The following is a 23381-nucleotide window of genomic DNA, read 5'->3' on the forward strand; positions in this document are numbered from 1 at the left end:
TTTACCGTTAAGCCGCAGAGCCGTCAAGTTCGTACGAAATTTCGCTGTACGGCCGGTAGGAGTGGACAGAAGCCCTGCTCTATCCTATGATCTGATCTCTTATTTCTTTGGCAATCAAATTGTACTGGAAGAAATCTTCTGTTGCTGTTTGATAGATCACTGCATCTATCTGTTTCTCTCCCGCTCCGGTTTCTGCATTCATCTTCTGAATCTGCTGAATCTCCTGTGCGAACATCCTGTTCCCGGAAGATATGAGATTGTCTTTCCAAAGCTCATCTATATTATAATGATATTGATAATCCGGACAGATCTCATTCCACTGTCCCACCAGTTCCTCTATCTTTTTGCTGTGAAGCGCAAATCCTCATACTGTTTTTTCTTTACCCGTTTCAAAGGAGTGTCATATTCATCGATTAAGAGAATCACTTGCTTGTCACAATGCTTGTGCAGCAATTCCATCAGCACCCTCAGACTAGAATATTAATATTCATATTTAATTCTTTAGCAAGTTCAAAAATTTTATCAACATCAATATTCTTCGCTTTATACTGTTCGATAATTTTAATAAGAACCGCTTTTGCTGTTCCAAAATACTTCCGAACTAATCAATTTTAATATGCTCTTCTCTTAGTTTACTTATTAGTGCTTGCAACGCATTACTAATCACTTCTTTGTTCCCGTCAGTTATATGAAAATCTGACACATGCAAAATAAAATGTAGTGTACTAATGTCACGCATTTTGAATTTCCTTTATCCTCAAATCTAAATTTCCTTATATATCGATGACATACGTCCGAATTGCCAACGGCGCGGATTGCCCTTTATATTCTCTGACCTCTCTCTTATATCTATAACTATTAGCTCACCGACACCAATACATTGCCGTAATTTTATGTCGAATCCATTCGAATCAAATTCAAAAGTTACCAACACAAGATTATAACTCCCGCAGACTACTCTTCATTCAGAGCCCTGCAAGATGCATATTGAATGCCATTAAAATCCGCATCCTTTACCACCCCGTTGTAATAATATTTCCAGCATAATATAATCTTCTATGAACAGCGACCATAACTGAACAGGCTGCTCTGAGCGAATGTATACATATACTTCAATAACCGATTTATTTTTAATCGCATTCCATCCATCTCTGTACTTCAGGAGGTATGGAAACCGCGAGTTTATCATTCCCACCCGTCTTTACAAATAAAACCTGGGTCTGTGCCAGCGCTTTACTTGCATACGCTGTCCGCGGGGGGAGAACAAAAAAGTCTCCTTTATTCAGTGTGTACTCCTGCATGATGTCCATAATAAAGATTTTGTAAGTACCTTGCAGAATATACAAAATTTCCGACGTCTGATCGTGCATATGAGGTACATCCGCTTTGGCAGTCTGATAAAGGGATGTACCAATTTCAAAATCACCCTGTTCAATATAATCAAGAATCTGCGGCTTTTTCAGGTCGCCGATAAAATATTGCCGATATTCCTGATTTAAGGCGGCGTTTATCTCTGCCTCTTTTAGATGAAATATTTTATCTTTTGGTTGTTTCATTTTGTCTCCTTAAGGCGCAAGAGTATTCATTACTGTTTCAGCACTCTTGTGTTCCATTAATTTTGTGATTACGGTCGAAAAATGATTATACAACTTCGGATTTTTCGATTTATACACCATGAATGAAGGTCTTTCTGAATCGTTCCCTGTTAACGGCGAATACAGATCCACTTTTATGTGATTTTTCGTCTTGTCCGGAAAAATTGTTTCAAACAAACCATACGGGAGTGCAACATCTGTGAATTTTGCTAACAACTTAATATGTGGCTGTTTCGCAATAAGAGCCTGTATCGCCTCATAGTTTTTGAGAATCAGATTATTTTTATTTATATCTGTTCCCTGCTCCGGATACATCTTATACTTTGCAGCATCTTCTGCTGCTGATGTCCCTGGCTTTGTCAGTACTAAATTAAATAGTACTCCGCCATCAAGAGCGTCTTCAAACCATGTTCTCCATTCTGGATCATAACTGGTACTGATTACTTCATTGGCGAGAAAAGATGTCCCCGCATAATTAACTAAGCGTATTTTTGTTGCACCTTCTGTTCGTTCTGATAAAGACAAATTCTCTTCCAACTCTCCTTTTGTTGTCAGTAACATCGGTGGCTCATGGTGGCTTCCAATTTTTAAAAACAACGGATCTACAACTGCTTTTACTTTCTCAATGGATATCCCATATGTTTTTTCAAGCATTTCTAAAGCAGATTGAAATTCATACAGCTTGCCTTTTGTCTCAATGTTTTTAACTACATGAATTAGTGTCTCTTTCAATTTTTCAATGCCAATCACATCATATGTCTACTTAAAGACCCTCATCGGACTAATATCAAAAGGAATCTCTGTCCCTTCTTCTGCTATCATAATTACTGGCTTTCCAGTACAATGACTTAGTGCCAATTCATACATTACATTTGGATTGCACCCTGTAAGATTTGCAAAAATCGCATCGTTTTCTGCAATTTCATTCATAATTTGTTCTGTAATATTTCCTGTAACACATATTTGGTGAGCCGCAATTACAGTATAATTTTTCATAACTTTTTTAACAACATGTTCAATCATTGCATCCATGTATTTCCGAAGGTCACTTCCTTCTTTTCCAATCGGTGTTATTACAAAGCATTTTTTCTTGTTCATAAGTTGCTAAACTCCTTCCTGTATCTTTACATAGAATTCAGTTGCTTTATTACGACTAGCTTTGAGGTGCACTGTTTTAACAGTATCTCAATATATCGAATTTCATAGTAAAAAGCTCTCATAATTATAAAAATATAAGATAGGTTTGATATTACAAACTTAATTCTCTGGATAACAAAAAAATCTGCTTTCAATTATTCAGAGACCATACATAATTGCTATAAAATAAGATGTTCACAAAATAACTAACGGTTCAAAGATTATCAGTAAGTATATACATAATAATAATTGAATATTTTATTGTCCTTTGAGCAAAAATGCTGCATACTCAAAATCTTCTATTGTATCTATATCAATACTCACATTTCTGCTCATGATGTATGCGTACTCCTTCTTTTCCAATATATCGATACTTCCTTCTTTATAGGAAATTTTCCTGATATATAATGCCCCATTTATCCTATAGTATCTATCCATCTTCTGTCTTGGAGCATCTGTAAACTTTTTTCTAAAACTTGTAAGTGACCCATCTTCAGGTAATACCATAGCCCATAATGGAGAATGTGTCACTTCACAAACACCTGTAATAGCATCCGCTCTTTTTTCTTCAAGCATATCATAGCCTTCTGCAATATTAGAGGCCGTTCTTAGTGGCGATGTAGGTTGCAATAAACAAATAGTATCAAATTTTTGCCCATTCTCAATATATTTATTGAGGACCTCATTTACCACACTCCAACTTCTTGCCATATCACTACTTTGTTCATTTGATCGCAAAAATGGTACTGATGCACCACTACATCTGGCAATATTAGCATATTTCTCACTGTCAGTAGAAACCATTACCTCATCAAAGCAATTTGACTTCAATGCAGCCTGAATAGAATACCACATAAGAGGTTTCCCATTTAATAACTTTATATTTTTATCTTTTAATCCCTTTGAACCACTGCGTGCAGGTATAATGGCTATATTTTTCATATAATCATACCTCTATATCAAAAAACTTTTTCTTTAAATCTATACAGTCACTATATACGACTTCATGTATTTTTTCAGCAATCTTCTCTGCCGCATGTCCATCTCCATATGGGCTAACGACCATTTTACATTTTATTTTAAAATCTGCATCCATTACGTTCTTAATAGCATTAACAATACTTTTTGTATCTGACTCACAATTCACAATGCTTTCCGATTGCAATCTTCCTTTTTGTCTGTCACCAATATTCACAGTCGGAACTTTAAGTACTGGTGCTTCAATAATTCCACTAGAAGAATTGCCTATTACAAATTCCGCATACTTCACAAGAGAAAGGTATCTCACAACCCCCAATGATGAAAAAACGTGCAAATTCTGAATTCTATATTCTGCATTACCAATCAACTGATTAATATATGCCCCACCTTGATCGGAATTAGACTTCGTAACGATAAATTCAATATTAGGATACGCTTCTACTGCTCTCAAAAAATTGGATATTTGCTCATAAATTCTTCCACTTTCCATTGTAACAGGATGATACGTACAGATTGCGTATTTACAATCCTGTAAGCCAATACTCCCAAGAATTTCCTCTCTTGGTATATTGGCAAGACTCAAAATATTATCTATACTTGTTGAACCATAATTGAACACTCGCTTCGGACTTTCACCTAATTGAAGAATCCTCTTATAGCTCTTCACATTTGTCGGAAAATGAAGATAACTCATCTTTGTAATAGAGTGCCTAATCCACTCATCAATGGCCCCTTCCGTCGTATCGCCACCACACAAATGAAATATAGGTGTATGCGTATTACCTGCAGCTATTGCAATTGCAAGCATCTCATAGCGATCACCAAGAATAACAATACCGGAATAATGTTTTTTATCAAACAAAGATGTGAATTTTCTTAATGTAACAGCTTGGTTAGTAGAAATATCCATAGCATCTTTAGAATCTACAGGAATTACTATCTGCTCATCGATTCGTAGTCCACTCCTCCTGATTTCATCAATTGTATAACCGAACTCCATGGATAAATGTGTCCCGGTGACTATTAGCTCAACGTTAAATCCCGAGTTCTCACATTTTCTTAGTGACTTAATAACTGGCGTTAGAAGGCCAAATTCAGCTCGCGTGGATGTGATAATGGCTATTTTTTTCATATTTCTATCAACTCATCTTCTGAGAAATTACGGATTGCACTCGTTCCCAAAACCATATGCCACTGCATTGGCGATATTCCGTTTCCTGGACGCTTAGTTGTCATATTCTTATCAGTGAGAATTTCCCCTTTTTTAATCTCCCTACTTGCCACAATACTCTTTCTGGCAATCACTTTATTTTCTATCTCTGAGGGAGATAATTCTTTTTTTCCAGTACCAATTGCCTTTTCAATATTTCTTATGGAGATAACCAATCGTTTTAACTCGGCTGGATTAATACTCGCTTTGTGATCTGGTCCATCCATAGATTTATCGAGTGTAAAATGCTTCTCTATTACAGTTGCGCCCATAGCAACTGCTGCAACGGGCACTTCAAGCCCTTGCGTATGATCGGAATAGCCTACTGCTTTTCCAGTAGCCTCCTTAATCGTATTCATAGCACTAAGATTTACATGCTCATATGGTGTAGGATACTGTGTATTACAATGAAGCAAAATAATTTCTGGAACACTGAATTTTTCTAACACTGTAACAGCAGACTTTATTTCCTGAATACTGCACATGCCCGTAGACATAACAATCTTACGTCCTGTCTTGGCAATGGCCTCTAAATAAGGAAGATTCGTAACTTCGCCAGATGGTACTTTCCAAAAATCCATATTGAAAGTTTCGAGAAATGAAATGCTATCCAGGTCAAAAGGGGTTGAGAGAAATCCAATTCCCACTTTAGAGCAATACTCCTTCAATGCAATAAAATTATCGTTTGTAAGAGTTAACTTTCTCAGCATTTCTAATTGAGACTCTTCTGCATCGGTTGTTTTTTTCTGATACTCTGCTTTCTCAGCAAACTTTGAAACAAGTTCTTTAGGCTTAAACGTTTGGAACTTCACATAATCCGCACCTGCATCTTTTGCTACATCAACCATTTTCTGCGCTAATTCAAAACTGCCATTATGATTCACTCCAGCCTCAGCAATAATACATACATGTCTCATATGATCCCCCAAACTATCTAACTGTAACTCCTGCCGGAACTACTTGACCTGGCTTTATTTCCCTGTACTGAATTACTGTAGCATTTGCACCAATAAATGCGGCCTCTCCCACAGTTACCCGACCACACAAAATTGCTGCTACAGCAACGTGGGAAAAATCCTCAACCAGACATTCATGTTCTACTAAAGCCATGGTATTGATAATAACCATTTTCCCAATTCGGGCTTCCGCATTTATAACTGCGCCTTTTCCAATGAAGCTTCCTTCTCCGATTTTCGCATTATCGGAAACCGTGGCTGATGGGTCAATGACAGGCGGAAACTCGAAGCCGATGTTCTTCAATGAATTATAAATTCGTTGGCGGGCATCCCCTTTTCCGAGATATCCAACACACACTGCAACATTTTTCACTCCATCCTTGTAATATTGTGTAAGCACATTATCTGTGCCTAAATACCGATACCTTGAAGAAACTTCTTCTACATCAGTATAACCAATAATACTATATTTACCTTGTCTTTCTATGCAATCAGCAACACTCTTCGCGTGCCCACCATATCCAACCAAAATAATATCTTCCATACCTACTTTGAAACTATATCTAATTTCTCCTCCATCCGCTTCATCTCATCAAATTCGCCCATATCCAAAAAGGAATCTTCACTAACCGGATACATTCCAACTTTTCCCCCTTGCTTCATCACTGCTTCTATAAGATGTGTCATATGAAACATCCTATCAGCTGGAATCAACTCAATGATATCCGGATTTATCACATACATTCCGGTATTGATAAAATAGGAAAGCTTCGGCTTTTCCTCCATACTGAGAAGTTCTCCATTATCACCAGAATGTAAAACCCCATATGGAACGATAATATTCTTTAAGGCTGATACCATTGTGATTGCATTTCTAGATTTGATATGATAATCATATAGATCACCATAATCCGTAAGAATTAATGCATCACAATTCGTAATAAATAGCGGCCTATCAAATTCTTTATCTATTAGCTTAATGCTGCCACCTGTGCCTAGAGGTTTATCTTCTTCAACATATTCTATCTCATATGAGGGAGTGAGCTCTGAAAAATAGGAACGAATCATACCCTTTTTATAATTTACAGTCATATAAAAATGATTGATTCCATATTCAACAAAGCAACCAATAATTCTTTCAACAATTGGTGTATCACCGATCGGTATCAATGGCTTTGGCAATATTTTAGTATATGGATAAAGCCTGCTTCCTTTTCCCCCAGCCATAATAACAACCGGAACACTAGACAGATCTTTTTTAGCAGGCTTCTCCAACTTAAGATTCTCTATTTCTGAAAGAAGGATGATATCAACAACTTTCATACTTCGATCTATAATGGGCAATGCCGCGATAAACTCCTGCTGCATAAACGATTGCGCCCTATCTCTTTCCTCCACGAATAGATATCTAGGATGCGGTGTCATGGCCGATTCTACTGAAGCATTCAATTCGCCAGCTTTCAGAATCCATCTGCGAACATCACCATCAGTAAGAGTACCTTTTAGTAGCCCTTGCTCATCAGTAATAATAAGGATCCCTTTTGCATTTGCATCAATACGTTCCATCGCATCAACAATAGACAAGGTTTCTGTACCAATATACTTAGATAATTGCTCCTTAGTCAATGGCAAGGCCTCCTAATACATCCTTTATCTGTTCAACTACATACTTTATTTCTTCCCTTGTAATCTGAGTACTAGATGGTAAGTTAAGAATTCTATCAGCATAATAAGGTGCCTTTTGCAATTTATATGCATCTTCTTCTCGATAGGGCTCCTGTTCGTTTATAAGGCCCCAGATAGCTCTCGTCTGTACTCCTCTCTCCTCAAGTTCAGTGACTATTCTACGCATTGATGCTGATATCTTACCCTTATCAATTTCCAGGGAATAGAACCACTTATTTGAAGATATTCCTTCACGAAATCTACTCAATTTACCAAGTTCAAATCCTTCAAAAAGCTTACAGTAATAATCATAGTTCTCTTGTTTTCTTCTTATAAACTCGGGCAATTTTTCCATCTGAGCAACACCCAGAGCAGCTTGAAGATTTGTCATTCTATAGTTATATCCAACTTCGTCATGGATATAATGGTGTGGATCACTTTTTGCCTGGGTGGAAAGATAACGAAGGTGATCAACTACTTCTATTCTATTAGCTGTAATTGCACCACCGCCACCTGTTGTAATAATTTTGTTGCCGTTGAATGAATAAGCACCAAAATCCCCAATCGTTCCAGCATATTTTCCAGTCAGTATACCTTCCGTGTAAAATGTACCTAGAGCTTCTGTAGCATCCTCGATCACCTTAAGATTATACTTCTTGGCAGTTTCCATTATTGAAACCATATCGGCCATGTTACCAAACACATGGACTACAATGACCGCTTTCACAACCTTGCCTCTATACTTCAGAGTGTGCTCATTAAATTCACATTTCTCATTACAAAAATCTCGAAATTTCACAGGATCCATGCAGAAACTGTCATCACAATCCATAAAAATCGGTGTAGCAAACTGATACTTTACTGGATTAACAGCAGCAATAAAAGTAAGAGATGGCACAATAACAGCATCGCCAGGCTTTACACCAGCCTCAATCAACGACAGATGTAATGCTGAAGTACCACTCTGGCAAGCAGCAACATTATCTGTATGAAGGAATTTCGCCATTTCTTCTTCTAGCTTTGTAATGTATGTACCACCGGTAGATACCCATCCTTGCTCTAAAGCCTCATCTACATATTTTTTTTCATTCCCCTCAAAATTAGGAATTGACAATGGGATAAATTTGCTCATTTGGTTCCTCTTCACTTACTATTCCCCTTATATTACTTACATCTTATTTTCCAAAGATTTCCCAGTCTCAATATGTTCAAAATTAGAAAGATAATTTTTCATGATAGAAATGATCTCTTCTTTCGTAGTTTCTTTTTCATTAAATGCTATACTTAATTCTTCAAGAAGAACTTTAACTCTCTCTTTATCTGGAATAGGCTTATTTATTATAATGCCTAAAGTTTTCAAACGATTCAAATCTACTATTTCAGACTCTGTACAAAACTCTTCATAAGCTTTTTCACCTGATGTATCAGATTTGGAAAAATGAACTGGATATTGGTGGCTTCCATTTCTAAGTTCTTGCGCTTTATCAATTGCCTCCATATCACTATCACACTGAAGCACTTCATATCCATGTTCATGTAAAAGAGCTGTCGCGATTTTATCAAATGTCATCATCTGCTCTTCTTCAAATCTTGGGAAAAAGATCTCTCTATTATTTCCGAGTATACACGCCAACATACAAATCTGTCCGCTCTCTTCAGGGGAAACAAAATACCTCCTTACATCCGAAGGCGCCGATAAAGGTTGAAATTTCTGTAATCTTGCAAGAAATCCAGCTGGTAAGGATCCATTTGAAAATGCAACATTCGCAAATCTCGCCGTTTTTACAGGGAACTTATCCGAATATGAAAAAATAACATCTTCCATAATTCTCTTGCTGGCGCCCATAATATTGACAGGATTCGCTGCTTTATCGGTCGAAACGCAGAAATACTCTTCAGGTGGGTATTCTGCAAGTAAATCTAGCAGTATCTTCGCATGGAGGACATTATTCTGAAGAAGCGCTTCTACAGAGTAAATATCCTTTTCAGATCTGACATGCTTATGCGCAGAAAAATTCCCTACAATATTGAATCCATCACGCTTTCTAAACATCTTTTCAAATACAGGCGATATAAAATCCATCGGATACGTAATATAATCATCTGGCATGTACATATCCTTTGTTGAGCGAAGATCACGCGTCAATTCAGCCAGTGCATTCTCATTGGTATCAACAACAACAAGAGATGCAGGCTGAAATGGAAGAATTGCCTTGATAAAGGAACTGCCGATACTTCCTGCACCGCCAATTACAAGGACCGTTCTGTCTTTTATTTTTTGTGATAAATGACTGCAATTATTATCTATGTCTATAGAAAACATGCTTTCAGAACGTTTAGTAATATGCTTTGAAATAAATTGATCTAATTTAAACATAGTCTCCCTTGTATGATGTTGATAAAAGTGGAAACACCATATTTCCTTTCCTAATATTGTTGTTCAGGTTTAATTCATATATGACGGTCGCTGTCCATTTTTTCTGTAGCGTGCTACTCGAAATAGTGTTTATTATCTCTACCTTCTAATATGAAATATTTTTTGCTGGATGTATCTGTATATTCTCCTGAGTGCCTATTTCATTCAAATCTGCGATTATAATCTTTTATAAATATGTACCGCATTTTTAGCATTTATAAGTAGCAAAAACACCTCCAGGGAGGTGCTGACTATATTGATGTATAATAATTAAATCTAATACATTGCCAAAAGAACTTCCCACATCTGCTCCTGTTCCAGTACAATTGTAGACCTAACTCAAGGCTATACAGATAGAGATTGACATTATCAACGCTCTAGGCTTTATTCAACATAATAAATGTTTTATTATCAGAATTCATTGTTGTGCCGAATAAATATCTGAATTCTTTTTTCTGAATATACTACATTAAGTCTCCTATGCATCTGATAAGGAAAAGCGTACACTATTACATTAAAGTCCAGTTTTTCTGGCTTTCAATACCGTCAAGGCATTGTCGATTAAAACTGACGCTATATTAATTCCCTGTTTTTTAAAAAAAGGATATGCACTTCCTGTATATCCCGTAACTATAACTGAATTTAATTCCAAAACATATATCTCCTCAGAAACTATAAAATCTATTCTTACAAGCCCAAAGAAATGCAGTTTTCGAACAATTTCTTCAGCTATTCGACAAATTTCTCTTTCTTTTTCACACGTCATTTTTTTTGAATAAGCATTATTGAATCCCCTTAATTTATACTCTTTGGCTTTGCTATAATATGTTACCCCCAAGCTTTTAATTATATTTCCATCGTTTACAACAGCTACTGTACAATCGTTCCCATCAATATATTCCTCTACTAATACTTTAGAATCCGCCCTTAAAACCTCCCTATTTACTAATTCTAATTCATTCATATTATTAATTTTGCAAGGTTGGAATTTATCAGAAGTGGATTTGAATACATACGGGAAAGATAGCTCTTTAATATCTTTAAATTTACTAATATCATTCGCCCAAAGTGTTTTTGGTGTATTAATTCCCAACGCTTCCAGTTGTCTTTTAAACTTATATTTATCTTTTGCCATATTGCATTTCACTGGATCAATATTAAGAGAAATTCCCTTAGCAAGCAAATATTCAGCTAATGTAAATGCAATTGTATGTCCTGTTCCAAAAATTACCTTACTAACTGAATGCAAGTCAAAAAAATTATATATTTCCTCGTGCCTTGACAGATCTATAGCCAAACTGCAATCAGCTTCACTAAATCCGGGTTCATTCTTTTTGCCACAAACAATCGCTACAGAGTAATCTCTTTTGTGCAATTCATCTACCAATGAATCCCCACTGCTTCCTGCTATTAATCCAATCATTACTGTTTCTCCTTGACTTCTTGTACTTAATCAACAATCTATATTAAAGAACAGCTAATACTTTTCGAGCTCTAACATTGTTCTTTAATTACCGAACAAATATTTGCACTTGCATTTGAAACGAAATCAAATGCTTTACTGCTGAACATTAACTCTTTATATTCATCACTTGACTTATCAAGCAACAACCGAATTTCATTAAATAACTGTGATTTGTTTTCTGCCAAACATGCAATTCCCATTTCTATATACTCAATAGGATATCTTTCTCGTTTAAATTTGATTTCAATCAAAGGAATTCCTTTGATTGCAGCTTCCATTCCAGTTGTCGAAAATGTAGTAATTACTAAATGTGCCACTTGCAAATAGTTTTTTGCAGGCTCTTTTTTTACCCATACATTCTTTTGATTAGATTTTTGAAAAGATTCCATTTGCTGGTTAGGATGTAGTTTTATAATAAATAAAACATTTTTCATTTGTTCTGCAATTTCATATATTGCATCAATTTCCTCAGTTTGGTTCTTCCCATTTTCGGCAAAAAAAACAACAGTATAATTATATTTTACTGCAGACTCCTTAAATTCAGTTATCCAGTTATTGTTTATTTTTTCATTTTCCTCAAAAATTGGCTGCCCTGTTACACGAATTTTTTTTTCGGGAACTCCTGCTTTCTGGATTGCATATGTTTTTGCCCATTCATTCATTACGCAAAGAATACAATCATGCTCTAGCTCGTTACATATCGGAAGGTCATTAACCCTTACAACTGGTATATTCAATTTGTCAGCAGCTATTCCCGTTGCCATCTCCATTCGTGGACTTGCTGTAATAACGCAACAGTCAGGATTAATACATTGTAAAATGTTTTCCATTGTTCCAATAGGAAGAAATGCCTTTCGCCCATCTTCTTCAAAGCGTTTCTTTGCTATTGTTGTTCCATACTTCTGAATGAGATCGTATATTCCTATTCCATAGTAAGCTACAGTATCCTCTAAGGATACACCTAACTGATAGTTATGGAATGGTGCCCCATATAACTTCCCCAATTTTTCCACTTCATCTCTGTAAGGTAACCACTCAAGAATATCACTAGCTGTAATATAGTTTATATCTGTTCCTTGTAACTGAAGCGGTGCAGATGTTAATGCCAGATATATAAGATCAACGTTTCTTTCTTTTCGTAGTTCATGATAAATACTCTTTATAATGTTAACATGCCCTCCTCCATAGGACACCATAAAAATCCTTTTCTTTTTCATAATCGTCTATCTTGTCTCAATATGCTCCTCTCCCTATCAAAGCTATAGAAATAGTTCTAGCTAAAATTTTCATATCCGTCATAAAAGAAATATCCTGGACATATTGTTTCTCCCACTCTCTTTTCTGCGCTAATGTCAAACCGCTTCTTCCATACACCTGCGCATACCCACTAATTCCAGGTTTCACATTAAATATTCCTGATTTATAATCTGATTCTTTATAATTTTCAAAAACGCCCGGTCGAAAGCCAACAAAACTCATATCTCCTTTTAAAATATTAAAAATCTGCATAAGCTCATCTAAGCTTGTTTTTCTCAAAAATTTTCCTATAGGCGTGATGCGAGCGTCTCCCGCACTAGTTGATTTTGGTCCTATTCTTTCAGCATCTTTGACCATTGTTCTAAACTTATATATTTTAAACGGCCTTCCATACTGGCCTACCCTGCTCTGTATAAATAATATAGGAAATCCGTCGAAAATTAAAATTGCTCCAGAAATAAGAAGCAATATCCACCAAAACAGAATAAAAAATAAAAGTGCAAAAATAAAATCCAACAATCTTTTAAAATATTTCGAATATAGCATACCTTATTCTCCGTTTTATTTATGCTTCTAAAATTTTATACCTATCTTATTCCCAAATAACATTTTTATTTTAGATGTCTCTTCGATCCTCAATAAGATCAAAGAGAAAAAATATATAAAAGTGGTTATAACCACTTTTATAATTAGATTTACAACTGTTATATTCAAGTTGATAAGTCTGTTATTCAAAAGCACGACTATGATTACTAATATACTAACCATTACTACCTTCACAAAAAATCCCCATAATTTTGTGATTCTAAATTCACCTATATTTGTTTTGATTGTTCTGCATGATATTATAGCTATAAAAACATAAGAAATGGTTGTTCCTAATGCTATCCCTATGACTCCCCAAAACCGTGACAATAGGATACTTCCTATTGAATTTATAATAACCCCAATAATTCCATTTATCATTGCCTGCTTATTATTCTTGTATGCATAATGTACCCGTATTATGATGTCTCTAATTCCTAAAAAAACAAGACCTATACTATATGCACAAAATGCTAATGAAACATTCTGAGTTGCATTCGCATTAAAGGCACCTCTTTCATAAACAATTTTTACAATATCCGATGAATATCCAACAAAGAGAATTGTGATTAATGTAAGAACTAACGTTGAAAGTCTAATATATTTGTATATTGTTTTTATCAATAACTCTTCTCGTTTTTCTGTAACATAGGATGTAAAGTACGAAAAAATTACAGTACATAAACCACCTATTAAAATGCTATGGGTAGTATTAAATAGATATCCACTATATGACAACGTGGAAACTCCCCCTACTGGCAAAGTTGATGCAACTGCTTTATCTACAATTCCTTGGATCTGTAAAATTCCATTGCTCACAAGCAGTGGAGCACTTATTTTTAGTAGATATTTGACTCTCTTATCCTGTGTGGGTCTATTCGGATGAAATCTAGTTTTTTTAACTATACATGTCAAAATGAAAATGCTCTCCAATATGTAATATGCTATAATCCCTATCATCATAGCATCAATTCCTAATGTTTTCGAAAGTGTAACAATTGCAATTATGGTGCAAAAACTTCGTATGACTCCTACAAATTTTCCAGGGAAAAACATTTTTTCAGCCTCAAGTACAGCATTGCATACATAATATATAAACATATTTATTAGAGTAAGGCTAAAGAGTTTGATATACTTTGAAACAATCTCACTGTCTTCAGAATTATAGCCTGGTGCAATAATATATGCTATCTGATCCGAAAAAAATATAAATACCATTGTTAATATTACTATTATTGGGAATATTAACCAAAATGTATTCGAAATAAAGCGATTGCTTTCAATTCTTCCCTCTTTAAACAGCGTTTCTGTATATATCGTTAAAAATGTTATAGCAATGGCTGAGTAAACTGCCGCACCTAAATGTTCCATAGTTTCAGATACTAGCAAAAATTTATCTATTTCACCAGATGTTCCAAAATAAGCTGCAATCACAGCCTGCTTAACGAAACCTATTAACTTTACTATCAGTAATGTTAAGATCACAATCTTAACAGAGTTTAAAATGCTTTTTTTTTCAGACATTTATAGACCTTCTTAAATTATTATTGCGTCTTACTGTAAGAATTTTATTTATCCTGATCAACAGGAGTAGTAATAATGGTATTAGAATTATAGATCCGGTTGAAATTCCTACAAACAATCCATAAAAAGACAAATTACTTCCCAATATCAATGTGAGCGTACTACATTGAGTTCTGTATATTTTTATAATCATCATAATGTTTATGCTGAGCACAATTATTCCAATCATACACATTAATAGCGCAAAAGGCCCTGACATTACTCCAAAAATTTTTCCCAGACCATGCTGCAGCAGGTTTAATAACTTTCCATCAAAATATGTGATATTTTTATTTATCATAAATATCACATATGCTATACCATTGTATATGAATCGAGAAAAAATTATACATATAATCAATAATCTAATTATTCCCCAACGTACTTTTCCCCAAGATCTATACTTCATAGTTCTCATTACATATATTGTTACAATAAATCCTATAGACTCAACCATTATCCCACTACTCACAGTACATAGAAGAACACCTCCTAGCAGTTTTGCATATCGCTCAAACCATCTACCAGGTTTGTCTATAAGGTAAAATACTGTCATTTCATATGTAAGAACTGCAAAACCTAAGAATGCAAAACTAACTCGTCCATTCATTACCGTACATAAAATCACAATAAATATAAATACGATACAATTGCTTACGCCACTTCTTACTTTGTATATTTTCAAAATTAATGTCAAAAAATAGTATAATAACGCAAACACTATTGTACAATAATAGCTAAACGCTAAATTTAATTCTATATCAAAAAATTGTGACATAAGATATGATGGATATGCTATTAAGAGCCTTATTGCATGTATGTGTCCTGTATCTATCCAAAACAGTACATTTTCATTCACTTTCAATAGCACATAGGCCTGTGGAATAAAATCGTACACAAAAATTTTTAAGTAAACTCCACAGACTATGACTCCTTGCACTATACATGAGCAGACTTTATTAACCACGTCATTCTTTCCCCAAAAAATAAGTATCATCCCTATTGAAAGAGAAAAAAAACCACAACTGCTAATAAAACAGGCAATACATAGTAAACTCCATCCGATACAGATTATTATTATTCTATTTGATACATGTATTTTAAAATTTATCATTAGCTATCTGCAAATTCTCCATCATTTAAATTTCTTACTGCCACCACAATTCAAATTATCCTTCCCCTTCAATTTGTAAAACAATCTTTTGTACCATATTCGTAACTTTCTTTTTGTTATTATCAAGTTGTTTTTTAGAATAACGTTCTACCTCTTTTTCATAATTACGGAGAACCTCCATATTTGTTCGAAAGACATCGTCAACTAAGTTCAAATCATTCAGATCATTACTATTACAAAATGTCCTCGAAAGAATCGCACGTGTAGATCCCAGTCGATAATGCTCTTGGACAATATACTCCGCAGGTACTGCACCCGTTCCAATTCTAGCAATACCTCCGAATCCATATGGTAAGCCTTTAGAAGAAAATTTTTTGCAAAGCATCTCAACGACTCCATTTGTAAGCAATTCAAACATAAAAGAGAGTCCATAAGAAATATGTAAATCGTTTAACCCAATATGGATTTCACTAATTCCAGGAATATCTAAAACTTCATCCACAATATCAACCGCTTCTTTTGTTTCCAGAAGAAGTACTGTTTTACTCCTCCCTGCCACGGCATGAATAAACGCCTTGACTTCCTCTATAGTCTTCCAATATGGCAACATAATTAGATCCGCTCCAGCCGCAACAACTGCATTTATCTCTTCAATAGATCCTGCATGCCATTGATTAATTCTAACCAACATTTCCGATGTAGTCAGATGTCCTTTAATCTTTATAATGTCCTCCACCTTATGATTGGACTTAACTGAGTCAAAATTTTTTTGTCTTTCCTTTTTTCCCAGAGTTTCTAAATCAATCCAAATTCGATCTACACCATATTGTTGTGCAATGAGCGCTACATCAAGATTGTTCGTTATATACATCAATTTCAGTGACATTTTTTTACCTCATCTCAAAAAACAACTTCACCAGCCTCAAGTTTTTTACCCCTTTCAACTCTAGTCCCAGCTTTTACAATTGCTCCCGCATTTACATGGGAAAACTCGCCGATTTCTACATCATGATCAATAATTGCTCCCACAGAGATAATGCACCCTTTCCGGACAATCGAATTTGCATTTATAATTGCCTTTGGCTCCACTACAGTTCCAGCTTCAAGCGCAGCGCTTGGACTGATATACGCAGATGAATGAATTAAAACAGGTATAGAGAATCCCATTTCCTCTGCCTGTTTCAGCAATTGTTTTCTGATAGGATTGTTTCCAATCCCACAGAACACTTCACTGTAACAATTTCTGAATTTCTCCATATCAGTAATCGTTCCTATCGCGTTTTCTTCCTCATCGTCCAAGAAATCTACAGTTTCGTAGACAGGAGTTCCATCAATACCTAAAATACTCAGCGCTACTTCCCGGACAACTTTGCCATGTCCGCCGGCGCCAAGTATCAGCAATCTTTTTCCCATACTTTGTATCCTCTAAGACTGTCCTCATAGGCACAGCATTGTGAATTTTAACAATAACCTTATTCTCCCTACCGTTTCTCCACAATCTCCAGTCCCACCTGCGTTTCCACCGTCCGGCCGAACATTTCCAGCTCCAGATAAGCCCGCCGCTTATGCCGGTCGATTCTCTTAATCAGACCTTCATTCCCCTTCAGCGGCCCCTCCCGGATAATAACCTGATCGTTTACAATAAGCCCCTTGGACATACCGACGACCTGTTCTTCTCTTCCAAATTCCAGCAGAAAATCAACCTCTTCTTCTGTCAGCGGCACCACTTCATCACCGGTGCCAATCAGCTTTGTCAGACCCGTCACCCTTTTCAGCGCAAAGGGCAGACGCTCTTTCGCGTCGCTCACCAGGAACACATAGCCGGGGAACAAAATCCGCTGTTCCTTGTGCCACTTGCCCTGATAGCGCTTCATCTGCTCGTAATGAGGGATAAAGCATTTTTCCAGTATCTCCTTTTCAATCAGCTTTTCACACTGAAAGCGGATTTCTTCCTCTTTCCCGGTTCGGACCTGGATCACATACCACATCGTGCTAATCCTCCGCCATTTGGATTCCCTTCGCAACACACCAACATTATCAACAATTCCGTTTTTCTACTATTTGTTACTGACTTTTCAAGCCTTCCGGCACCTGTTTTTTGAAAAAGGGTGATTTTATCTGGCAGTACCCTTTTACGCCCCCTGAAAAGGTTGAAAAAATAGTAACAACCGATATCTTTTTTTAAATGTTTCTAAAAAGCGGGCCCGGGGCTCCAAAATCCGGCCCGCAGACGCACAAACAGAGTCAGAAAAAGAGCACAAACCTCAAAAAGGGCGCGCTTCGCCACCCCGGCCCCGCGGATTCTCAAAAGAAATTCGGAAAATCCGTGGACTCCAGGTTAAAGCCTGCCCTTATAACACTCGACAATCTCAAACGCGGCAAAGCGACGATTTGAGATTGAGTCAAGCTTGTTCCTTTTCTTATCATATAGCAGCTGTCGCGGCCGTTTCGCTATACAATCGCTTTTACCGGCTGCAGCTCATCTTTTTCTTCCTGTCTGCGACCTGCTGTTTTTCTGGTCTGTCTTCCCGCGCCTTCCCGCGTCTGGTAAGTCGGCACCATCTCATGAATCAATTCTTTGATCGAATCCGGATTATCGTAGACGATGTCTTCCAGCCCTTCAATTTTTTTCAGGAATTTTTGCGGCAGACGCAGCGGCTGTCCAATAAAAATCAATTCGTTTCTGGTCCGTCTGAGACCTTCTTCTTTCATGAGAAGCTCTTCATAAAGTTTTTCGCCGGGCCGCAGGCCTGTATAAGTAATACGGATGTCTCCGTCCGGCACATGTCCGGAAAGGAGAATCAGGTTCCGCGCCAATTCGTCGATTTTTACCGGTTTTCCCATATCCAGAACAAAGATTTCTCCATGAGACTGGTCCGCGTAGGCGCCAGCCTGCAATACCAGGGAAACCGCTTCCGGAATGGTCATGAAAAATCGGGTAATTTCCGGATGGGTTACCGTCACCGGGCCTCCCGCGGCGATCTGCTTTTTAAACAGCGGGATCACGCTGCCGTTGCTTCCCAGCACATTTCCAAAGCGAACCGCTACAAAGGAAGTACGGGACTGCCTGTCCATAGCCTGCGCGATCATTTCGCACAGCCTCTTGGACGCGCCCATAATGTTGGTCGGATTCACAGCCTTGTCCGTGGAAATCAGGACAAAACGCGCGACGCCATAGTCGCTGGCCGCCCTGGCCGTTTCATATGTACCCAGAACATTATTTTTTATCGCCTCATTGGGACTGTCCTCCATCAGCGGCACATGCTTGTGGGCTGCCGCGTGATAGACAACGTCCGGTCGATAAGTGGCCATAATATGGCGCAGACGCTTTCTGTCCCTCACAGAACCGATCAGTACCTTCAAGTTCAGTTCCGGATTATGCCATTTCAGCTCCTGCTGAATGTCATACGCGTTATTTTCATAAATGTCGAGCAAAATCAGCTGTTTTGGACTGTACTGCGCGACCTGTCTTGCCAGTTCACTACCGATGGAGCCGCCGCCTCCTGTGATCAGAACCGTTTTTCCTTCCAGGTAGCTGCCTACTTCCTTCATGTCAATCAGTACCGGCTCTCGGCCCAAAAGTTCCTCCACGGATACATCCCGCAGCTGGCTCAGCCTTGCCTTGCCATTTAAAATCTGAGAAATGCCCGGCAGGATTTTCAGTTCACAGCCGGTTTCCTTGCAAATATCCAGGATTTCTTTTCTCTGGCGAGCCTTTGCCGATGGAATCGCGACAATGATCTGATCGATCCGATAAACCCTCGCCATTTCGGGAATATCCCGCCGATTTCCCACAATTGGAATCTGATTGATCATTCTTCCTTTTTTATTGGGATTGTCATCAATCACACAGCATGCCTTTGAGCGGCGCGGCTTTGTCACGCTCAGCTCACGAATCAGCATTCGACCCGCTTCACCGGCGCCGACAACCATCACTCTGCTCAGATTCCCTTTCTTCATTTCCGCGAGATAGCCTTTCCAGACGCGCAGCGCCCGATATGAAAAGCGCATCCCGCAGATCGCCAGGAACTGCAGAAATACACCCACCACGTAATAGCTGATCGGCATTCTCTCAAAGAAAAGGCAGGTCCCTCCGATCTGCGCCCCAAGAGTCAGAAGCGACGCGATTCCCACGCGCCCCAGTTCGTTAAAGCTGATAAATCGCCATACACTATGATACAGCTTCAGAACATAAAAAATACAGATTGTGATGATAGTAAAAAACGGCGCGAACTGCAGCCACGAATGAAGATATTCACGTGGGATCATGGAAAAATGCAGGTCGAACCTGAGCCATAGGGCCAGTCCATATGCCGCGTTCACCGTAATAGAATCATAAATCATCATTAACAAAGCAACTTTCATCCATTTATGCAGATGAAATGTTGCTTTTCCCTCAATCTCTTCTGTAATTGTATCTTCTGATTTTTTACTCATAAATAACACCCCCCCCCCCCGCAAAATTTGCCATACTAGGGCAGGTAAGTCTAGTTTAGTATATCTAAACCAATTATACCGCAAGAATCCCTAAAGTCAACGAAAACTCCCCATTTTTTTCAAGAAAAAAGTCAAAGTGTCACGAATGGTCTCTAAAATGTAACCAATGGCGCGAACACTGTTTTTCTCACCCCGTTGTCATTTACATTTCTGAAAAAAATATTCAGGAATGGATTCCGGCGGGAGCTTCAGCACATTTTCAACCAGAATACTGATTTCCCGCTGTGTGAACTCCTCCTGGTTATTAAGTTTTAATAAATAATTTCTCTCCGGAATTTCCAGAATTTCCGCTACGTCTTTTGAAGAAAACCCTTTGTCGAAAATCGCCTTGATCAAATTTGAATAGTCGAAAATATACAGCATAATTCCCTTTTCCTTTGCATAATAGTTCAGATATTATAAACCAATTATACTAAAACGGATCGGAAAGTCAATGATCCGGTAGTTAAATTGCCCAGGGCAGCGAAAAGCTTCTCCCTAAAATATTGATGTTTTTGGAGATTGATATTATAATTAGGAAAGGACTCAGCGGAGGATATGGTAGTGGAAAAAACAGCATTTGCAAACCGGCTTCGGTTCATTCTGGAAGAAAAAAATATGCGGCAGATCGACCTCTGCCAGAAAACGGGCATCGGCAAAAGCGCGATGAGTCAGTATCTGCGAGGTTCTTTTGAGCCAAAACAGCAAAACCTCCACGCTCTCGCTGAAGTTTTGGGCGTTTCTGAAGCCTGGCTCATGGGATACGATGTACCCCGAAACAAGAAGATCGTTACGCGTGATGATGAGGCAGAAAACCACGGTCCACTACAGCAGCTTCCTGGTTCTTTTTATTTTACCGCTCCCGACAATAGCATGATCAATGCCCACATTCCAAAGGGCGCGGTCGTCGTCATCCAAAAGCAGCCCCTGGAAAATCTCCAAAACGGCGATATTGTGCTGCTATCGCGAAGGGATGAGGGCGAATCCTGTCTGAGATTTTTTTATCAGGACGCGGAAACTTTATTTTTCAGTCCGGCAAACCCGGACGTTTTACCCTTTACATATAGGCTCTCGGACTTAACGGAAAACCGGCTGCAAATTGACGGCGTTGCCCGCCAGGCAATGCTGACGCTGTAGAGCAAAAAAATTGGAGGAACAAAATCAGAGCAGGTGAAGGTATGGCGAATTATTACTATTTAATGAATAAAGAGGAAAAGGTCCTCTTATTTAGAGAGATCCAGGATCGGTACGGGGAATCGTTTTTTGAAAACTGCGAAAGATACCATGCTCCCCTGCCTGTCAGCCTGCAGGGAATTCCGAATCAGCATATCGGTTCCTGGTTGCAGCAGCGAAAGGTCCCCAGTCATCGCAGGCATATTAAAAAGCTGCTCGATCAGCTTGGAATGACGAATTTACAGGGGTACATTGATTTGAGCCACGCCACCAGCTTAAACGATACTTTCTGGGTAAAAAAAGCGGACTCGGATATTCGGTGGCCGGATGTTTCTCTTTATTGCAATCCTTTTGACGACGTTGTTGCTCAAATTGCCTTTGATGGGATTCTATCTGACTTTCACTTTTCTTCCCCCTCGCCTGAATTTAGTACAGATGGGGCCTATGCAAAATGCTGGAAGCGAGAGAAAGACGGAAATATTTATTTAATCAAACGGGGCAACGAAGCCTTCGGGCAGCCCGGATGCGAGCCTTATTCCGAGTATTACGCGGCACAAATCGCAGAAATCCTATGCCCAAAGCGCATTCCTTACGATCTGGAGCCAGCCGCAGCACCTGAGTTAAACCGCGGCAAAAGCATCCCGAATTCTCTGGAAGTCGTCTCCAAATGCAGGTTATTCACATCGGAGCAGATCGGTTTTCTTCCTTTTGCAAAGCTTCCAGGAGAGTATCACTACCTCAGTCAAATTGAAGATGTTTATAAACAGTATCACTGCCTGGAGGAATTCAGGCGCATGATCGTCCTGGACGCTGTCATTTTGAATACGGATCGGCATCAGGGGAATCACGGATTTTTTATAGATAACGCTGCACAAGAAATTCTTGGGATGGCTCCGGTATTCGATCATAACCAAAGCCTGCTTTCCGATTTGACAAACGATCAATTCTGGCAGGAAGCGGACTTGCGCGTCTCTACGAAAGCGCCAAAGCTGGGAATCGATTTTATAAAAACCGCCGCCCGGATGCTCACGCCGGAAATCGCAGAAGATCTGAAACATTTGTTTGACTTCCATTTCAAACGTCATCCCCTTTATAATTTGCCGGAAGATCGGCTGCAAAAGCTGGAACAGATTGTTGCGAATCAGGCTTCGCAAATTTTGTCCTGTTATGATTCCATGTAAAAAAGACCAGGCGCCGTATTTTACACACCAGCGTCCGGTCTTTTCTTTTATCCATTCTATTGCTGCTTCGCAATCAGACTCAGCAGCCTGCCGGTCCTACCGGTAGGTCACCCGTTCCTCAAAGGCTTTTCTTGTGTTTTGCTTTACTTCCTTTTCCGGAACACCCATCGGCACAATCGTTCGCACCGTCTGCTCCGCCGGCAGAGCCAGCAGCTTCTTGATTTTTTCAAAATTTCCATCCAGCTTTGTATCGCCGTCCATCCATACGCCCGCGTAGCCCATTGCGGTAATGGCCAGCAGCATGGTTTCTGTCGCGGAGGCGTAATCTTCGATTTCAAAACAGAGGCCGTCCGCTTCCACATGCTCCGAGGTAACCACGAGAATCACCGGCGCTGTCTTTGTCGCTTCAGACGGCATCAGCTCCCCGATTTCACTGCGCAACCTGGGATCGGTTACTACCACAAAGCTGGTTGTCTGCAGATTATAGCCGGAAGGCGCTTTGATCGCCGCGTCCAGAATTTTGCGGATATCTTTATCCGGAACTGCCTTTTGCTCAAATTTGTCGCGATAACTTCCCCTTCTGTTTACGACTTCAAAAAAATCCATT

General features: G+C 38.4%; 25 protein-coding genes. 2 read left to right on the plus strand and 23 right to left on the minus strand.

Annotated elements, in window-relative coordinates:
- Positions 1-79: 79 nt before the first annotated feature.
- From H9L42_RS14745 to H9L42_RS14845, 22 genes are all read right to left on the minus strand, one after another.
- Positions 80-328, minus strand: a complete 249-nt coding sequence (locus tag H9L42_RS14745) for a hypothetical protein (RefSeq protein ID WP_187304175.1) — start codon at positions 326-328, stop codon at positions 80-82.
- Between the two features lie 8 nt (positions 329-336).
- Entirely contained in the window at positions 337-465 is a 129-nt protein-coding gene (locus tag H9L42_RS17465; protein ID WP_465270670.1) for a hypothetical protein, read from the minus strand.
- Positions 466-1130: 665 nt separating this feature from the next.
- Entirely contained in the window at positions 1131-1556 is a 426-nt protein-coding gene (locus tag H9L42_RS14750; RefSeq protein WP_187304176.1) for a cupin domain-containing protein, read from the minus strand.
- Between the two features lie 9 nt (positions 1557-1565).
- Positions 1566-2345 carry a hypothetical protein gene (locus H9L42_RS14755; protein WP_187304177.1) on the minus strand — a complete coding sequence of 260 codons (780 nt, stop codon included), beginning with the start codon at positions 2343-2345 and terminating at the stop codon, positions 1566-1568.
- Positions 2346-2354: 9 nt separating this feature from the next.
- The gene (locus H9L42_RS14760; RefSeq protein ID WP_187304178.1) at positions 2355-2693 is read right to left on the minus strand and encodes a hypothetical protein; all 339 of its coding nucleotides are present in this window, start codon (positions 2691-2693) and stop codon (positions 2355-2357) included.
- Between the two features lie 297 nt (positions 2694-2990).
- Entirely contained in the window at positions 2991-3674 is a 684-nt protein-coding gene (locus H9L42_RS14765) for an acylneuraminate cytidylyltransferase family protein (protein ID WP_187304179.1), read from the minus strand.
- 4 nt (positions 3675-3678) lie between these two features.
- Entirely contained in the window at positions 3679-4845 is a 1167-nt protein-coding gene (neuC, locus tag H9L42_RS14770; RefSeq protein ID WP_187304180.1) for a UDP-N-acetylglucosamine 2-epimerase, read from the minus strand.
- Positions 4842-5840 carry an N-acetylneuraminate synthase gene (neuB, locus tag H9L42_RS14775; RefSeq protein WP_187304181.1) on the minus strand — a complete coding sequence of 333 codons (999 nt, stop codon included), beginning with the start codon at positions 5838-5840 and terminating at the stop codon, positions 4842-4844. Before neuB ends, neuC begins: the two co-directional genes overlap by 4 nt.
- Positions 5841-5853: 13 nt before the next feature.
- Positions 5854-6423 (minus strand): NeuD/PglB/VioB family sugar acetyltransferase, encoded by a 570-nt coding sequence (locus tag H9L42_RS14780; protein ID WP_187304182.1) that lies wholly within the window; start codon positions 6421-6423, stop codon positions 5854-5856.
- Positions 6424-6425: 2 nt separating this feature from the next.
- Positions 6426-7505 (minus strand): nucleotidyltransferase family protein, encoded by a 1080-nt coding sequence (locus H9L42_RS14785; protein ID WP_187304183.1) that lies wholly within the window; start codon positions 7503-7505, stop codon positions 6426-6428.
- On the minus strand, positions 7498-8676 hold the full coding sequence (locus H9L42_RS14790) for a LegC family aminotransferase (protein WP_187304184.1): 1179 nt from the start codon (positions 8674-8676) through the stop codon (positions 7498-7500). Before H9L42_RS14790 ends, H9L42_RS14785 begins: the two co-directional genes overlap by 8 nt.
- Positions 8677-8712: 36 nt before the next feature.
- Positions 8713-9921: a polysaccharide biosynthesis protein gene (locus H9L42_RS14795; RefSeq protein WP_187304185.1), complete on the minus strand. Its 1209-nt coding sequence runs from the start codon at positions 9919-9921 to the stop codon at positions 8713-8715.
- Between the two features lie 553 nt (positions 9922-10474).
- Positions 10475-11383: an ATP-grasp domain-containing protein gene (locus H9L42_RS14800; protein ID WP_187304186.1), complete on the minus strand. Its 909-nt coding sequence runs from the start codon at positions 11381-11383 to the stop codon at positions 10475-10477.
- Between the two features lie 71 nt (positions 11384-11454).
- Positions 11455-12642 carry a glycosyltransferase family protein gene (locus H9L42_RS14805; RefSeq protein ID WP_187304187.1) on the minus strand — a complete coding sequence of 396 codons (1188 nt, stop codon included), beginning with the start codon at positions 12640-12642 and terminating at the stop codon, positions 11455-11457.
- Positions 12643-12658: 16 nt separating this feature from the next.
- Positions 12659-13228, minus strand: coding sequence for a sugar transferase (locus H9L42_RS14810; RefSeq protein ID WP_187304188.1), 570 nt, complete (start codon positions 13226-13228; stop codon positions 12659-12661).
- Positions 13229-13255: 27 nt separating this feature from the next.
- Positions 13256-14791: a murein biosynthesis integral membrane protein MurJ gene (gene murJ, locus H9L42_RS14815; protein ID WP_187304189.1), complete on the minus strand. Its 1536-nt coding sequence runs from the start codon at positions 14789-14791 to the stop codon at positions 13256-13258.
- Positions 14784-15797 (minus strand): hypothetical protein, encoded by a 1014-nt coding sequence (locus tag H9L42_RS14820; RefSeq protein WP_187304190.1) that lies wholly within the window; start codon positions 15795-15797, stop codon positions 14784-14786. Before H9L42_RS14820 ends, murJ begins: the two co-directional genes overlap by 8 nt.
- A gap of 202 nt (positions 15798-15999) precedes the next feature.
- Positions 16000-16830 (minus strand): aldolase/citrate lyase family protein, encoded by an 831-nt coding sequence (locus H9L42_RS14825; protein WP_187304191.1) that lies wholly within the window; start codon positions 16828-16830, stop codon positions 16000-16002.
- A 14-nt stretch (positions 16831-16844) separates the two neighbouring features.
- Positions 16845-17357, minus strand: a complete 513-nt coding sequence (locus H9L42_RS14830; protein WP_187304192.1) for a PglD-related sugar-binding protein — start codon at positions 17355-17357, stop codon at positions 16845-16847.
- 68 nt (positions 17358-17425) lie between these two features.
- Positions 17426-17932, minus strand: coding sequence for an antiterminator LoaP (gene loaP / locus H9L42_RS14835; protein WP_187304193.1), 507 nt, complete (start codon positions 17930-17932; stop codon positions 17426-17428).
- Between the two features lie 463 nt (positions 17933-18395).
- Positions 18396-20381, minus strand: coding sequence for a polysaccharide biosynthesis protein (locus H9L42_RS14840; RefSeq protein ID WP_243235815.1), 1986 nt, complete (start codon positions 20379-20381; stop codon positions 18396-18398).
- A 198-nt stretch (positions 20382-20579) separates the two neighbouring features.
- The gene (locus H9L42_RS14845) at positions 20580-20804 is read right to left on the minus strand and encodes a DUF739 family protein (RefSeq protein ID WP_187304194.1); all 225 of its coding nucleotides are present in this window, start codon (positions 20802-20804) and stop codon (positions 20580-20582) included.
- Positions 20805-20984: 180 nt separating this feature from the next.
- Between H9L42_RS14845 and H9L42_RS14850 the strand changes: the two genes are divergently transcribed.
- Together H9L42_RS14850 and H9L42_RS14855 are read left to right on the plus strand one after the other, a co-directional pair.
- Positions 20985-21557 carry a helix-turn-helix domain-containing protein gene (locus H9L42_RS14850; RefSeq protein ID WP_187304195.1) on the plus strand — a complete coding sequence of 191 codons (573 nt, stop codon included), beginning with the start codon at positions 20985-20987 and terminating at the stop codon, positions 21555-21557.
- A 41-nt stretch (positions 21558-21598) separates the two neighbouring features.
- Positions 21599-22774 (plus strand): HipA domain-containing protein, encoded by a 1176-nt coding sequence (locus H9L42_RS14855; RefSeq protein WP_187304196.1) that lies wholly within the window; start codon positions 21599-21601, stop codon positions 22772-22774.
- Positions 22775-22870: 96 nt separating this feature from the next.
- Here H9L42_RS14855 and H9L42_RS14860 read toward each other — a convergent pair whose 3' ends face one another.
- Complete coding sequence (locus H9L42_RS14860; RefSeq protein ID WP_187304197.1) at positions 22871-23380, minus strand: nitroreductase family protein; 510 nt, start codon at positions 23378-23380, stop codon at positions 22871-22873.
- Position 23381 lies beyond the last annotated feature (1 nt).

Origin of the sequence: Zhenpiania hominis (genome assembly GCF_014333425.1) — a bacterium.
Classification (GTDB): Bacteria; Bacillota; Clostridia; order Peptostreptococcales; family Anaerovoracaceae; genus Hominibacterium; species Hominibacterium hominis.